This window comes from Stenotrophomonas sp. yr243 (assembly GCF_900184195.1).
GTDB lineage: Bacteria > Pseudomonadota > Gammaproteobacteria > Xanthomonadales > Xanthomonadaceae > Stenotrophomonas > Stenotrophomonas lactitubi.
In genome coordinates, this window is the sequence record NZ_FXWT01000001.1 from 663833 (window position 1) to 676956 (window position 13124).

Annotated in this window: 14 protein-coding genes; all 14 read right to left on the reverse strand. The window is 64.0% G+C overall.

Annotation, left to right across the window (positions count from 1 at the left end; genetic code table 11):
- Nucleotides 1-33 precede the first annotated feature (33 nt).
- The 14 genes from QOL57_RS03135 to QOL57_RS03200 all read right to left on the reverse strand — a co-directional run bounded on the left by QOL57_RS03135 (nucleotide 34) and on the right by QOL57_RS03200 (nucleotide 12775).
- Nucleotides 34-834, reverse strand: coding sequence for a hypothetical protein (locus tag QOL57_RS03135; RefSeq protein WP_089240149.1), 801 nt, complete (start codon nucleotides 832-834; stop codon nucleotides 34-36).
- Nucleotides 835-847: 13 nt separating this feature from the next.
- The gene (locus QOL57_RS03140; protein WP_089240147.1) at nucleotides 848-1330 is read right to left on the reverse strand and encodes a hypothetical protein; all 483 of its coding nucleotides are present in this window, start codon (nucleotides 1328-1330) and stop codon (nucleotides 848-850) included.
- Entirely contained in the window at nucleotides 1323-1646 is a 324-nt protein-coding gene (locus QOL57_RS03145; protein ID WP_089240145.1) for a hypothetical protein, read from the reverse strand. Before QOL57_RS03145 ends, QOL57_RS03140 begins: the two co-directional genes overlap by 8 nt.
- Nucleotides 1643-2134, reverse strand: coding sequence for an endopeptidase (locus tag QOL57_RS03150; RefSeq protein WP_089240143.1), 492 nt, complete (start codon nucleotides 2132-2134; stop codon nucleotides 1643-1645). Before QOL57_RS03150 ends, QOL57_RS03145 begins: the two co-directional genes overlap by 4 nt.
- Nucleotides 2131-2472: a hypothetical protein gene (locus tag QOL57_RS03155; RefSeq protein WP_089240141.1), complete on the reverse strand. Its 342-nt coding sequence runs from the start codon at nucleotides 2470-2472 to the stop codon at nucleotides 2131-2133. The genes QOL57_RS03150 and QOL57_RS03155 overlap by 4 nt, the downstream gene beginning before the upstream one ends.
- Nucleotides 2472-2903: a structural protein P5 gene (locus QOL57_RS03160; protein ID WP_089240139.1), complete on the reverse strand. Its 432-nt coding sequence runs from the start codon at nucleotides 2901-2903 to the stop codon at nucleotides 2472-2474. The genes QOL57_RS03155 and QOL57_RS03160 overlap by 1 nt, the downstream gene beginning before the upstream one ends.
- Nucleotides 2904-2983: 80 nt before the next feature.
- Nucleotides 2984-3349 carry a DUF2190 family protein gene (locus tag QOL57_RS03165; protein ID WP_089240137.1) on the reverse strand — a complete coding sequence of 122 codons (366 nt, stop codon included), beginning with the start codon at nucleotides 3347-3349 and terminating at the stop codon, nucleotides 2984-2986.
- 22 nt (nucleotides 3350-3371) lie between these two features.
- Nucleotides 3372-5348, reverse strand: a complete 1977-nt coding sequence (locus QOL57_RS03170; RefSeq protein WP_197632332.1) for a prohead protease/major capsid protein fusion protein — start codon at nucleotides 5346-5348, stop codon at nucleotides 3372-3374.
- Between the two features lie 2 nt (nucleotides 5349-5350).
- A complete protein-coding gene (locus tag QOL57_RS03175) occupies nucleotides 5351-6841 on the reverse strand; it encodes a phage portal protein (RefSeq protein WP_089240133.1) in 1491 nt (496 codons plus the stop codon).
- A gap of 1 nt (nucleotide 6842) precedes the next feature.
- Entirely contained in the window at nucleotides 6843-7058 is a 216-nt protein-coding gene (locus QOL57_RS03180) for a hypothetical protein (protein ID WP_049460319.1), read from the reverse strand.
- A gap of 79 nt (nucleotides 7059-7137) precedes the next feature.
- Nucleotides 7138-7455, reverse strand: coding sequence for a hypothetical protein (locus tag QOL57_RS03185; protein ID WP_198512179.1), 318 nt, complete (start codon nucleotides 7453-7455; stop codon nucleotides 7138-7140).
- Nucleotides 7452-9377 (reverse strand): phage terminase large subunit family protein, encoded by a 1926-nt coding sequence (locus QOL57_RS03190; protein ID WP_089240129.1) that lies wholly within the window; start codon nucleotides 9375-9377, stop codon nucleotides 7452-7454. Before QOL57_RS03190 ends, QOL57_RS03185 begins: the two co-directional genes overlap by 4 nt.
- A complete protein-coding gene (locus tag QOL57_RS03195; RefSeq protein WP_089240127.1) occupies nucleotides 9374-10018 on the reverse strand; it encodes a hypothetical protein in 645 nt (214 codons plus the stop codon). Before QOL57_RS03195 ends, QOL57_RS03190 begins: the two co-directional genes overlap by 4 nt.
- A 342-nt stretch (nucleotides 10019-10360) precedes the next feature.
- The gene (locus tag QOL57_RS03200; RefSeq protein WP_089240125.1) at nucleotides 10361-12775 is read right to left on the reverse strand and encodes a DUF5906 domain-containing protein; all 2415 of its coding nucleotides are present in this window, start codon (nucleotides 12773-12775) and stop codon (nucleotides 10361-10363) included.
- Between the last annotated feature and the right edge of the window lie 349 nt (nucleotides 12776-13124).

Here is a 13124-nt window from a genome sequence, read left to right on the forward strand (position 1 = left end):
GGCGCCCTCCTCATGCTGGAGTCAACCTCGCGATCAGCCGGCTACCTGCGCCGCGATCTTGAAGGTGTACAGGTCGCTCTCGCCGGCCTGGAAGATCACCGGGCCGGTCAGGGTCACCTGGATGGGCTCATCACTGAACCAGTCCACGTCACCGTCCACGGTCAGGTCGACGTTCGGGATGGTCAGCAGCCCCTCGTCACCGCTGATGCGGTCCTGCATGTCGCCCAGGATCTGGAAGGATTTGCTCGGCGTTGTGCCGCCGCTGATGGCGGTTTCCAGGTACGCGTCGTACTTGTAGTTCGCCACAACGGAATCGCCCGCTTGCAACTGACCGCCGGATTTCGGAATCAGCAGGCCGTGCGCCGGATCGAGGGTGTAATCGGTGCCCTTGACCAAGTCGACGGCCCCCTTCTTGAAAGTCGGCTCGGTGTCGGCCAGAAGGAAGTTGTGCGGCAGCTTCACCGGCGTGTCCACGCTACCCACGGTCACCGAAACGTCGGTGGCGGTGCCGGCGGCAACCTGGGTGGCCACCAACGTGCCGTACAACATGCGGGCCAGGATGGCCGGCGGCACTTCCAGCGCGGTGATCGAAACGCTGGTGACGCCGGGGTTGGAATCCTTGTGGATGATCTGCTGATAGCGCGCATCACGGCGCTTGCTCTTGATCTCCACCGAGTCGCCGGCTTCGTAGCTGAACGTCAGCGACGACTGCTCCAGTGGCTGATTGCCGAACTTGTCGGCCGGCTCGGGGATGACGGGAATACGGGCGCCGTTGACGCCGTGCTCCCAGAAGCGCAGATCGCCTGCGAATTTTCGGACCTTAGGCTGTGCCATGGTGATACTTCTCCTACGGGTTGGATACGGGCTCAAAGGTCTCGGTCAGACCAGCCCGCGCGGTGATCTGAGCGACAACGGCGGAATGCCCTGCGTCGTCCTCCAGGGTTGCCATCTGGCTTTGAAGCAACTCAAACTTGGTAATGCCCTTGGGCAGCAGCTTGTCGTTGAAGGTCAACACACGAATCAGGTCGTACCTGGCGCGGTGCACGAGCAGCCGAGGGTTCACCTCACCACTCTCTCGCGGCACCTCGAACTCAATCGTGACCGAGGCATCGGAGTTGACCTGGGCAGACCCACCGCCAACGCGCGACAGCTGCTGGACCGAAATGAGCGTGGCTGGTCCGGACTGATCCTCATCCAGCACGGCATCGTCGACAACGATCAGCCCCGCACCTATGTCGGTGAGGAATCCGGCGCTGGCTCGGATCATCTGCACTCGGCCGCGCAAGAACTCGACCAGCTGCCAGGAAAGTGGTTCGGGTAGCTCAGCCACGGCGCACCAACCAGACACTACGCGAGCCGTCGTCACTGAGCTTCTTCGATGTCACGAACACCTCGCCGCCAAGCTCTACACGGTCGCCCTGGTCAGGTTCGACATCTGCACGCAGAAAAGACACTTCGACACGGCCGGCGACGAACTGCCGCAGCTCGCCGATGGTCTCTACGTCACGGTCGATGTAGATCCTCACGCCCTCAGTGACAGTCCCGTTCTTGACCGCCGTCACCTTGGCCGTGGAGGCCATCCCGGCAAGGGCCAACGAAGCGTGGATCGTCGCGTCCATGTCTCGCAGGAACTCCACCTCGTTCACCGCGCACCTCCCGAACAAAGCATCGCGTAAGCCTGCAGCGCCCTCACCTGGGCGTCGCACTGGGCGGCGGCGCCAATAGCTCGGCCCGCACTTTCGATTCGGTCGTCGGCTCGACCATCAGGCCCGCTGGCGGCAGCGACGGCCGAGGACAGCTCTGCGGTGGCGACGGACGCTTGCCAACGCTGGTGCAGGCGCCGGTTGCCAGCGCGAAGATCAGCGATGAGGCGATCAGATGCTTTCTGTGCATTGTCCTTTTCCTTTTCGTACTTGGACGCCAGGGTGTTCGCGGCCGCCGCGCTGCCACGCTCTGCCTTCAGGGTTTCGGCTGCCGCATCGGCCTCAGCGCGAGCGGCATCACGCTCGCTTTCCATGGCGTCACGGCTGGACGCGGCCTGGTCGGCCGCACGGTGCGCGATGGACACCGAGCCGCGTTGCCAGACGATGACGCCCAGCAGCAGGAGGATGGCGACGACCAGGGCGCGGATCATGCGGGCACCACCGGGTCTTCGGGCGGGATAACCGCACCAAGGCCGCGCAGAGTCGATTCGAGCTGGCGCACACGCGTGCGCAGGGCGCTGGCCTCCTCCTGAGCCCTGAGCCGCAGCAGCATTTCAGCCTGCAGCCGCTCATCCTGGGCAGTGACCCTCTGATCGAGGAAGGAGACACGGTCGGACAGGCCCTTGATGAGATCCACGTTGGCGTCGGTCTCGGTACGCTCCTTCCTACGCGAGAGGAACGCCGTCCACGTCTCGCGGAGCAGCCACAGCGCTACAACGCTGCCTGCAGCCCACCAGGGAGCCGTAGCGGTGACGCCGCCGCCGACCATCAGCGCAGCGCCTCTGCAACACCGGCGTCGATCACGTCCGGGCGCCAGTACATTCCGCCGTTTTCATGCTTGGCGATAGCGGTAGCCAGACGGCTCAGAGTGACCGCGTTGTCCAGGCGGATGACTTCCGAAGGCGCGACGCCCACGGCAGTGGCAACCTGCAGGACGTAAGCACCGGTGTTGTTTTCCACCGGCGGCGCCCAGCGCCCGATGATCTCCTTCACAGTGCGCAGGCCGTGCTTGCGCTGGTAGGTGAGCAGGGTCTTCGCCAGAGCGCGGAACCCGGCCTGCGGGGTCAGGAACACGCAGAAGCGCTGCTCGCGCGCGATGGCGGTGGCGGAACGATCCTCACCCTGCCACGGCGTGCTGGTGCGGTCGATGTTGCCAGGATTGTTGTTGCGTACGCCGCGCGGCGTGCTGGTGGTGCCCATGCGATCCCCCGATGTCGCTGTGGAAGAGCCGGCACCGCTCACGCCACCCGGGCATCAGTGAGCGGTGCCGGCCTATTCGGTTACGCCTTGCTGGCGTTGCCCGGCGAGAGTCGCACCTCGGCCGTCGCCTGACCGGCGGAGCCGGCAGCCCAGGCGAACGCTGCACCGGTGATGTCGCCGGCCACGGCAGTCGCGGAACTACCGTCGAATGCCTTGGCGCTTGCGCTCCACACCAGCTTTTCACCCTGCTCGAAGACCGCCGTCGGCACCTTCGGCAACGTGAACACGCCGCCCAGGGCCACGCTGCCGGTCGCGCCGACTGCGATGTTGACCAGGGCAACGCCCAGCTGATGCCCGACGGCAACTGGCTGGCCCGATGCGACCGGCTGATCGGTGGTGTTGGTCCAGGGGATCACGTCCCCATCGGAAACGAAGTTCTGTGCCATGTCTCAGTGCTCCAGTTAGGGATCAGCCGCAGCGCTGCACGCCGCGATAGTCAAGGGCGGCGATGCCGAAATCGAGGCGAGCCTTCCAGCGCACACCGTCGACCGTGAAGCCTTCCTCGTAGTCCAGGAAGGGCTCGGTGATCCCATCGAGGAATGCGACCTCAATGGCCGGGCAGTCGTTCGGATCGGCGAACAGGTACCACTTGTCGTCCTTGATGCGCGCGGTGTCGACGATGTCGCGGAAGAGACCCTGCACCGCGTTCGGGCGCTGCAGCTTTCCTTCGGCGTCCGGGTCGTACTCAGCCTTGTTGGTGACACGCGCGGCACTGCCGTACTTCGTCGGACCGAGCCAGAGTGCCGGCGACAGATCCAGCACATCATTTCCGCCCACGTCCTTCTGCTGGGCCAGCTGGACGCGCATCGCGTCGACCGAGGTGACGCTCGGCACTGCTGCCGCCAGGATGTTGCCGTGGTCGGCGTGGAACAGCGTCTTGTTGGAATCCAGCTTCGGATTGCTGGCGAGGAACGCATACGCGTCGGCTTCAATGGTCCGCTTTGCGGCACGACCGAAGGCGGTGGCCAGGCCGAGGAACGCGCCCAGATCGTCGTTGATGATCGCCTGGCGGGTCAGGTTGATGGTGTTGCCCTTGGTGCCGGCGGTGATGGTTGCCTTCTCGCCGTCCGGGATCTTCTTGTTCTTGAACTCGCCGGCATCGGTCAGCTTGTCGAGGTTGCCAATGCTGCCGATGCGGTAGCGCGAGTGCTCGCGGAAGTCGCTGACCGTGCCGGTGACGCACCAGCGGGACCAGGTGTCCGGCGCGACGGCGTAGGCAGCCTGCAGTGCCTTGTGCATCGTGTTTTCCAGCAGCACCGGGAAGTCGCTGCCGCTCTGGGTAAACGCGCGGCCCACCAGCTCCAGCTTCGCCATGCCATCGGTGCGAACACCGCAACGCTCCAGGCTACGACGGGCCAGGTCCATCAGGGTCAGGCCGCGCACCGGATTGTCACCGGTGAGCGCGAAGATCCGCTTGGTTGCGGGATCGATCACCTGGGCTCGGTGCAGCAGCGCATGCGTCACAGCGGAGCGCTGCAGATCCTGCTCGTCCTCGGTGACGCTGATGCGGTTGATGTTGCCGCCAGCAGCGGCGTCGCGCTGCTCCAGCGTGGTCAAGATCAGGCCACGCACGTGGTCAACCGAGTGACCAGCGCGAATCCAGCCAGCTGCATGTTCGGTCTGGCCGTGGCGGGTTGCCAGCTCCACGATGTCGGCTGCACGCGTATCACCTTCCGGTGCCTGAGCTGCGGCCGGCGCTGCCGGAGCCGGGGCGTTGTTGATGGGTTCCTGCTGGTCCGCCGATTCGGCGGCGCGGGCGGCGGGCTGAGGCATGGTGTGCTCCTGCGACGATGCGCTACGGGTGAATACACAGGGGGTCCCCTGTGCGGGTTGATTGCTGCGGGTACCTGCTGCCGGGTCGGCCGGCACGGTGACGAAGCTGATCTCGCTCGGCGTCCACTCCACCGCGCGGTAGATCGGCAAATCGCCGGGGTTGACGGCGCGCTCGATCTCATAGCGCTGCACGGTGTAACCAACCGAGATGTTGCGAATGATTCCGGCACCGATATCGGCGATTACGCCTGCCAGCTCCTCGCGGCCGGAAAAGCGAATCTGCGCATGGCCTTCGCCATTGGCGAGCCAGGCTCGATCCACCACACCCATCTGAGAGCCGATGCCCCAGGTGTTATGGCTATCCAGGACCGGCGCAGCACCGGACGACAGGCGCTCCATGTTGCAGGCCGCCTCATCAACGACCAGCTCCTCCCAGTAGTAGGTGTCGTTCCACCAGTCGTAGCGGCGCACGCGAGTACCAGCAGTCCACTGAAGCTCGATCGTGCGCGCCTCGCTATCGAAGCTGGTTGGCTGCAATTCGGCCTCACGCAACTGAGGTGGCATGAGGCGCGTCGTACCGTCCTGCTGCGGAGCCTGGGTTGGCTGGGGCATGGTCATTCCTCGTTGGTTGTTGAGGCGTCGACCAGGCTGGTCCGGGCGCCACTGGATTGAAGGAAGGTCATCAGCTCGAGAGCGCCGGTCTCTTTCATCCGCTTGAAGTCCTTGCCCATCTCGGCGTAGACCGCGTCCGGGTCGTAGCCACGCCGACGCAGCGCTTCGCTGGGCGAGTTGAGACCGGCACCCATCGCTGCAATTTCCGATTCGATGTCTTGCTTGGGGTTGACGTAGTCCCAGCGAGGGGTGCTCCAGTCGGCAGTGCTTCCCGTGGAACGCACACCGCCACCGAGCGCGGCAGCTTCATCAAACCAGCGCCAGATCGGCTTACACATCTGAGGGACCAGGACCAGCCACTGCATCTGTTCGCAGTCGCGGCGGAACTCCATCTGCCGAATGCGGGCGCTGGAGAAGTTCACTTCGCGCATGTCGCCCGTGGCAGATTCGTACGGAACACCGACGCCAGCAGTGATGATGTGCGCGTTGAACTTGCAGTATTCGACGTAGCCGCCTGCAGGCTTAGGCTCGACTGTCTGGAAGGCGGTGGCACCGGTGATGTGGGTAACACCACCGCTGGGCAGTGGGCCAAGGTCGGTAACCTGGTCGCGATCTGAGCCGAGCTGCGAAGGGCCGTCATCGTCCGCGTTGGACATCGAGTCGATGTCGCCACTGACGATCACGCCAAGTCGGGCTTCCAGGTTCTTCCGCGCCAGCTCGGCGTCTTCGTACAGCATCAGGTCGCGCACTCGCGCGATCACCGGTGCGAAGCGCGTAATGCCGCGTCCCTGCCCGGGGCGGACGGGGTTGTAGAGGTGGATGATGTCGGATGCCGGCACCAACGAACTGCTCAAGCGTACAGAGCCACGCACAGCCTCACCAGGATGCGCTCCGAACAACCAGTAGCCGCGAATCCGACCAATCGCGTCGTACTCAATGCCGTTGATGACCTGGCCACCGCCCGGCGCAGAGCCGTGCTTGTTTCCGTCCAGCCAGTCGATCTCCAGCACCTGAAGCTGCAGCGGGACCGCGAGACCGTCCGACTGACGCCTGGTGCGGCGGCGAATCATGACTTCGCCGTCCTGCTCCATCGCACGATACGCGGTAGCCATAAGGCCGTAGATGTCCGACTTTCCATCCGCGTCCGCCACGTCGGCCCAGCGGCCCCACAGGATGTCCAGCGCGGCAGCGTTTGGGCCTTCGGCCTTGGGAGTAATGCCGGTCCCGATCGTTGCGCTCACCAGCACCTGGAGAGACCGCGCGCAGTACGGTACGTTCTGCACCAGTGCCCGTGCGCGGTTGCGCAGCTCGCGGGCATCTGCCAGGTGATCGGTGTTCGCGCTGGCCCCCGCCCTACGAACACGCCAACCGTCAGTGCGCGAGGCGCCCTCGTAGGCGCGAACTGCCTCCAGCGTTGCTCTGGCGCGGTGACGCTTCAGGGCTGCTTGCGGAGAAATTGCACCGATGACCCTGTCCAGCAACGAGGCCGCCATGTCAGAAGCCCCTCAGCGTCGTGAAGCGGTAGCGGCGCGTGGCGGACTTCCGGCGCCCGGCCGTGTTGGCGGCCACTTCCGCCTCCATGCGGTCCAATGCCTTCAACATTGCGTCGCCGGACTGATACGTGACCTGACGGTCACCGTGCCGAACGGACAACTGGCCGCTGGCGATGGCGGCCTTCAACCGCTCCACATCGTCTTTGGTCCAGCTCATCAGCGAGGCATCCAGGAGATCATGGATGCCAGTTTCCAGATCAAGTGCGGGTGAGTCTCGGGGAACTCACCCGCACTCACTACTCATTGGCGGAAGGCTCATCGAGCAAGCGGTAAAGCGTCCGCCTGTCGATCCTGAACCTCTTGCACAGCGACCGTACCGACTCCTGCTCCCGCATTCCTTTCCGGATCTCATCCACTGGATAGGCGCTACTTTGCATGCTGGCTGGGATGTACAGGTCCTGGGCTGGGTACTCCTCGACAAGGTAGGCCACCACGGCCTCCACAACGCTGCGTATATCGTCGCTGCCACAGCGCAGGCGCAACGCCGCACCGACAGCGAGTTCCTCCGTCAGCTCACTGATTCGCACCTTGTTTCGCACCGTGTTCCTGCTCACCACTGCCTCCCCATGTCACGAGGCTGCGCGGGCCGTGGTCGGCGAGGCACACTCGATGTTTCACGGGAATCGATCGGCGCGTGGTCCTCCGACGCAGCAGCTGGCGTTTCGCGTGAAACGTTCACGCTTGGCGGCGCAGCCAGCCGTTGTTCCAACAGGTCCCAATCGGAACGCGTGAAGCGGTTGATACGGACCTCTGGGTGATGGGTCGCCGCGTAGGCATATACCCATGTGTCCAACGGCTCGTTTCGGGTCACTTTCTTCTCAAAGCGATTCTTGACGGGGTTGTAGACCTCCGACACCAGGCCCGGGAAGAACTCCTCCGGTAGCTGGTCACTGAGGTGGACCATGCGATTCTCGGGCTTGCGCTCGGCGTCGGCCGACAGACGGCTGTAGAGGTAGTGCTTGGCTGCAACGGTACCCACGTGGTTGATGGTGATGCCGCGCTTGTCAGTCTTGCCCTTCCAGGTGACGTCCGCCAGCTTGCCCTTGGACAGCACGGGTGCGTTGTTGGGAACCGCACCGAAGATGCACATTGGACGGGTGATGCGCCGCTGACGGACGTAGTTCTTGACAGCCTCGGTGCGATGGCCACCAGCGTCGATGGCCACTGCCATCGGCCGGAGCAGCGCGCCATCTTCGCGCTCGATTGCGCGGTTGAGCAAATCGGTCAGGGCCACCCACACCGCTTCCTCGGCTGGATCGCCCTGCAGCTCCACATAGTCCAACGTCCAGGCGGTCATACCCCGTCCCCAGCCGACGACGTGAACAGCAAGGCGGTTGTCCTGCGTATCCACACCTACGGTGATAGCCAGCACACCTTGCGGTGCAGATCGAAGCGCATAGGGCTCGGCACGATCCTTGATGACGTTGTGCTTGACTGCCCGCATTGCCGGGTCTTCCCACGTCTCGGCCAGGCGGTCATTCACGAAGGTTTTGAGCGAAGCCGGATCGCCCTGCGCCTCCAGCCACTCCTTCACCAGGTCCAGCCAGCGTGGACCAAGGCCAAACTGGTAGTACAGGCAGTTGATGGTGTAGCCGCGGATCGGCGAGTCAGGATTGGCTGCGATCCATCGCCCGTTGGCGATCATGTCGGTCTTGAAGTGTTCCTCGATGGCGACGCCACACTCACAGCACGCATACCAGGCATGGTTCTTGTCGGGCGACCACACCAGGCCGCTCCATTGCAGCGCCTGGTAGTGGCCGCAGTGCGGGCACGGCACGTGATACCGGCGCTGGTCGCTCTTGTCGTAGAGCTTGGCGATCCGACTGAGTCCGGCGATGCCAGGCGTGCTGATGTACTGCCGCTTGTAGGTGGTCGGAAAGGAGGAGGTACGACCATCCAGCATCTTCACCGGATCGTCGCCGGTTGCGAGCTGCTGCGGTGCCTCGTCGATCTCGTCCACCTGCAGGTACTTCACGGTGGAGGATTTCAGACGCTGCGGGCTGCCCATGTGCTCCACGAACAGCTGGCCTCCGGCAAAATCCTTGAACGTGCGCTGGTTGGCGCTGTCGCGGCTGGCGGTGCTGGTCAGCGCCTTCTTGACCGCTGCACATACCTCGATCATGGGGTTGAGCTTCTGGGCAATCCATTTGTTCATGGACACCTCGCCCGGCAGCGCATACATCATCGGGCCGGGGGCGTAGTCCATCCAGTAGGCCATGGCGTTGGTCGCCAGCTGGCTCTTTCCGAACTGGATCGGGAACATGCAGACCTGGTCATGGACGGGGCTGCGGGCAGACATGTTGTCCATCGGCTCGCGCAGGGGCGGGTTGCGATCTGTCACCCAGCGCCCGGGCTTGCTGCCGCTCTTGGTGGACAGACGCATGTGCTCATCGCACCACTGCGACACGCTCATCGGCCGTCGCGGCTGAAGCGAGCGCGCCAGCACCGACGCCAGGCAGCTCTGTGCCTCCATCATTCCACAGCCTCCGCTGCCTTCGCCGCCAGCGTGCGAAAGCCCTGGCTGAGTTCTTCCAAGGCGTGGCTCACCTCATCCCACACGAGGCGGCGGCACCCAGCCTCATCCAGCGTGGCGGCAAGCTGCGGCGCCAGCGTATCGGCCAAGCGCTCCATCGCCCCCCGGAAGGTCGTGGCGTGCTCAGCAAGGAAGGCCTCCACGTCCGCGCGAGGGAGCAGCAAACCCAACTCTTTCTGCAGCGCGATGTGCGCCATGTGCGCGTCTGTCTCCGCCTTGTCGGCCAGCGCCTTTGCTTTGCGCGCGGAATCCGGGGTCTGCGGCCGGCCGGCCCGTGAGGGCCTGGAATCGTCCTCGTCGCCGTCCTCTTCATCGTCGTCGATGTCGGCGTCGAGGGCATTGGCACCCTCCCCGCTCCCCACCAGCGACCTGCCACGCTCATCTGCGTGGCGCTGGGCTACCCCGGCATAGACCGGATCTGCGGTGCGAGCGTAGAGCTCCAGGGAGGCAGTCTTCAGGAATCCCTTCCCGCCAGCCCCCACCACCACCCTGCCCTTCTTCCTCAGCTCGACCACGTAGGACGGCTTGCAGCCGATCAGGGAGGCCAGCTCTTTCCCAGTGATCGTCACGTCATCATCAGCCATTACTACCCCCTACTCCATTTCTTTCGAAGATCGTTAAAGCGAGAAAAAGCGCGCGCGCGAGCATGTGCGGGATGTGCGGTGACGTGTGCGGCTTCGGGATGGGCCTGAATCGCTGCGGCGGTAGGTGTGTGCGGCATGTGCGGGATGTGCGGGACCGCATATACACGCGAGTGGCTGCTAGGCGACTGTGGCGGGAACGATCACGCTCACCCGCGCCCGCCCATGTAGGCCGAATCCCGCACATGCCGCACACACCTACTGCCACAAGCAGTTCACTACGAAACGACGCCCGCACATCTGCCCGCACATCCCGCACACTCCGCACATTGAGGGGCATAGTGATCACGCACGCCCCTTGTAGTCGGAGAACATGCGCCGGAACAGAACGACCTGGTCACCCAGCCACGCAGCCTCGGTCTTGCCATCAGGCAAAGTGCAGTTCCCGAGCATCAGGAACCCATGCGGACCGTTCACGGTCTGCTCGATTTGGTATCGCTTTCGCGCCCTGTCCGGGTGGATGATCTGGCGCTTGCGCACCAGCGCATTGATGAACTTGGGCGAAGGTGCCGGACGCGGTAGGCCCTCGCGCGCGCACCAAGCTTTGTAGACCTCGTACCATTCCTTCGACAGCGCCGGCATAGGCTTGAGCCCGGGGATGTCGTCGCCGTAAAGCTCGTCCAGGAAGCGCTGCGGGCTGTCTTGGCTCAGGCCAATCAGCTCCTCTTTCGCCTGGGTCATCGGCGGGTTGGTGCCGTTGGTGAAGCCGGTCAGATCCACCTGCAGCAGATAGTGGTGCAGCGCTGCCGTCGCGCCGCTGCGGATTTCCGCCAGCACCTCGGTGTAGAACTCCGGACTGAGCTTGTCCGGTGTCCAGATCACCGCGTGGCGCCGATCATCTTCCTCCAGCACGACCGGCATCGCCTCGTTGGACAGGAACACCAGGTTCGCGTGATTGTCTTCTTCGTAGGCCTGGATGTTCTTCGGATTGATGCGGATGCGATCACCCGTGATCAGCGCCTTGAGCTTGTTCTTCAAGTGGTACACCTCGGTGCGTGCAACCACCTCGTCGGCGAGCAGGAACAGCTTGCGGCTCGCCCAGTCGTTGAACTTGTCTTCCAACGCCGCTTGATCCAGAACCCGTCCGTAGTCACCGTAGAGCTTCATGTATTCATCGAAGAACATGTTCTTACCGGTGCCCTGCGGACCATGAATAACGATGGTCGATTTCATCTTTGCGCCAGGGTGCTGCAGCGGATATGCAAGCCACTTGACCACCCAGTCATAGAGCGCTTTCTGATTGGCCTCGTTGCCGCACATGTGCCAGAGCAGTTGCAACAGACGCTCACAGTTGCCTTCCTGCGGCACCGTCGGCCACCCAGCGAAGAGATTGCACGTCACTCCAGGCTTCTCGCAAGACGGGTCGAAGTCCACTTCGCGCACCCGCACGATGGAACGATCCGAGTGCTCCATCCATGCCCTGTGCAGCTCCTTTCGAACGCAGGCATCGCGCATGTCGCCCAACGCGACCAGCATGTGTTCCTTGTGGTCGAATACCGTGCCGCCCTGCCCGTACACCAGCGCGAACCGCTCAAGCAACTCGCCGAGTGAGTGGATGGGTGCCAGTCGATCGGTCCCCGCGCCCCCATCGCTGGTGATGGAAGGCGCACGTTTTTCGGCAGGCACCCGCCATGACAGCTCCGTGAGACGGGCCTCGACCTGAGCGCGAACAACATGCAGTCCTTCCTGCGCGTGCAGATCGTTGAAGTCGCTGACCTTGCGGCCGTTTTCGACGAATCGCTCACGCCTGGCCGGCTCATCGGCAAAGACTGGGTGCAGCACCGCCCCGCCCACGTCCAGTGCGGCGGCCTCGGCACCGAGCAGGCCTGCATTCGATGCGCCATGCGGCTGCGCGCAGGACGGGCAGAACTGCGGATGGTCGGCGAGCACCAGGCGGCTCTTGCAATGCCGACATTTCTGCAGCACGTCGTCGTCGGCGCACAGCAGCATCTTTACGCCGCGATAGCGCTTCGCCAGCGCCGAGGCCACGGCCAGCAGATTGCCGGCATCGAACGCCACGGCCACCGGGTAGCCCGTCGCCATGTGCAACGTCGCCGCAGTCGCATAGCCCTCGGCCACCAACAAGATCCACTGGGGACTTCCGCCGATCAGATGGAAGTGGCCCTTCTTGACCATGCCTGCCGGCCAGTACTCCTTTGCGGGCTTGCGCCCTGCGGCTGCCTGCTTCGTGCTGCGCAGTACCTGCAGGCCATGCACCTGGCCGTTCACATCAAGCAACGGCACAAGTGCGGCACCGGTGGTGCCATAGCGCAGACCGAATCCCTGCACGCCCTTGCTGACCAGGTAGTCGGCCTCGCCGACTGCATTCGCCTTTGCCCAGGCCGACGATGCACGTTCGGCCGCCCGCTTCGCCTGGGACTGGCGAGCGGACTCCGCCCTGCGACGATCCTCGGCCAGCCGGTTGCGCAGCGCTTCGCGTTGTTCATCGGAGAAGGTCTTGTCGCGCTTACGCAGATCAACCTTGGTCGCGCCGTTTTCGTTGCCGTGCCAGACGCCGTAGGTGCCGACGACCAGCACTTCGCCGGCAGAGGTATTCAGTTCGTGGAGCGCGTACCAGCCACGGCGCTCGCGTGAGCCCTCGACGCGGCAGCGGACCATGCGCCCGGTGGTGTCCAACTCGGTGACCAGCAGGCCTACGGACTGCAGCTGCTGCAGAACATCCTCGTAGTTCTCAGACATTCAGTAGTTTCCCGAGCCGCTATCTACCCAGGAAATGCGCGTCTGAATACCCGCGTCCGAAGTGCCCAGGAAGGACCCATCGCTGGTATTGAGAATCGCTCTCGATGCAAGGGCGGATTCAGTAGAGTGGGCAGCACGCGGCCTTTCACAAGCCACCCGGGGGGATGGGGCCGAATCAGTGCTTGCTTGGTACATCTGGATTCCCCAAAGGCAGGCAGTGCTGCCGGTTGTCTTGCTGCTCTTGTCGCTGTCGGATGCGCTCGCGCTCCGCCAATGCTTCTTCACCTACCAACCCGGGCACCGCGTCAGTCAGCGCCAAGGCGGCCAGTTTCATTGCTTGCCGCGCAGA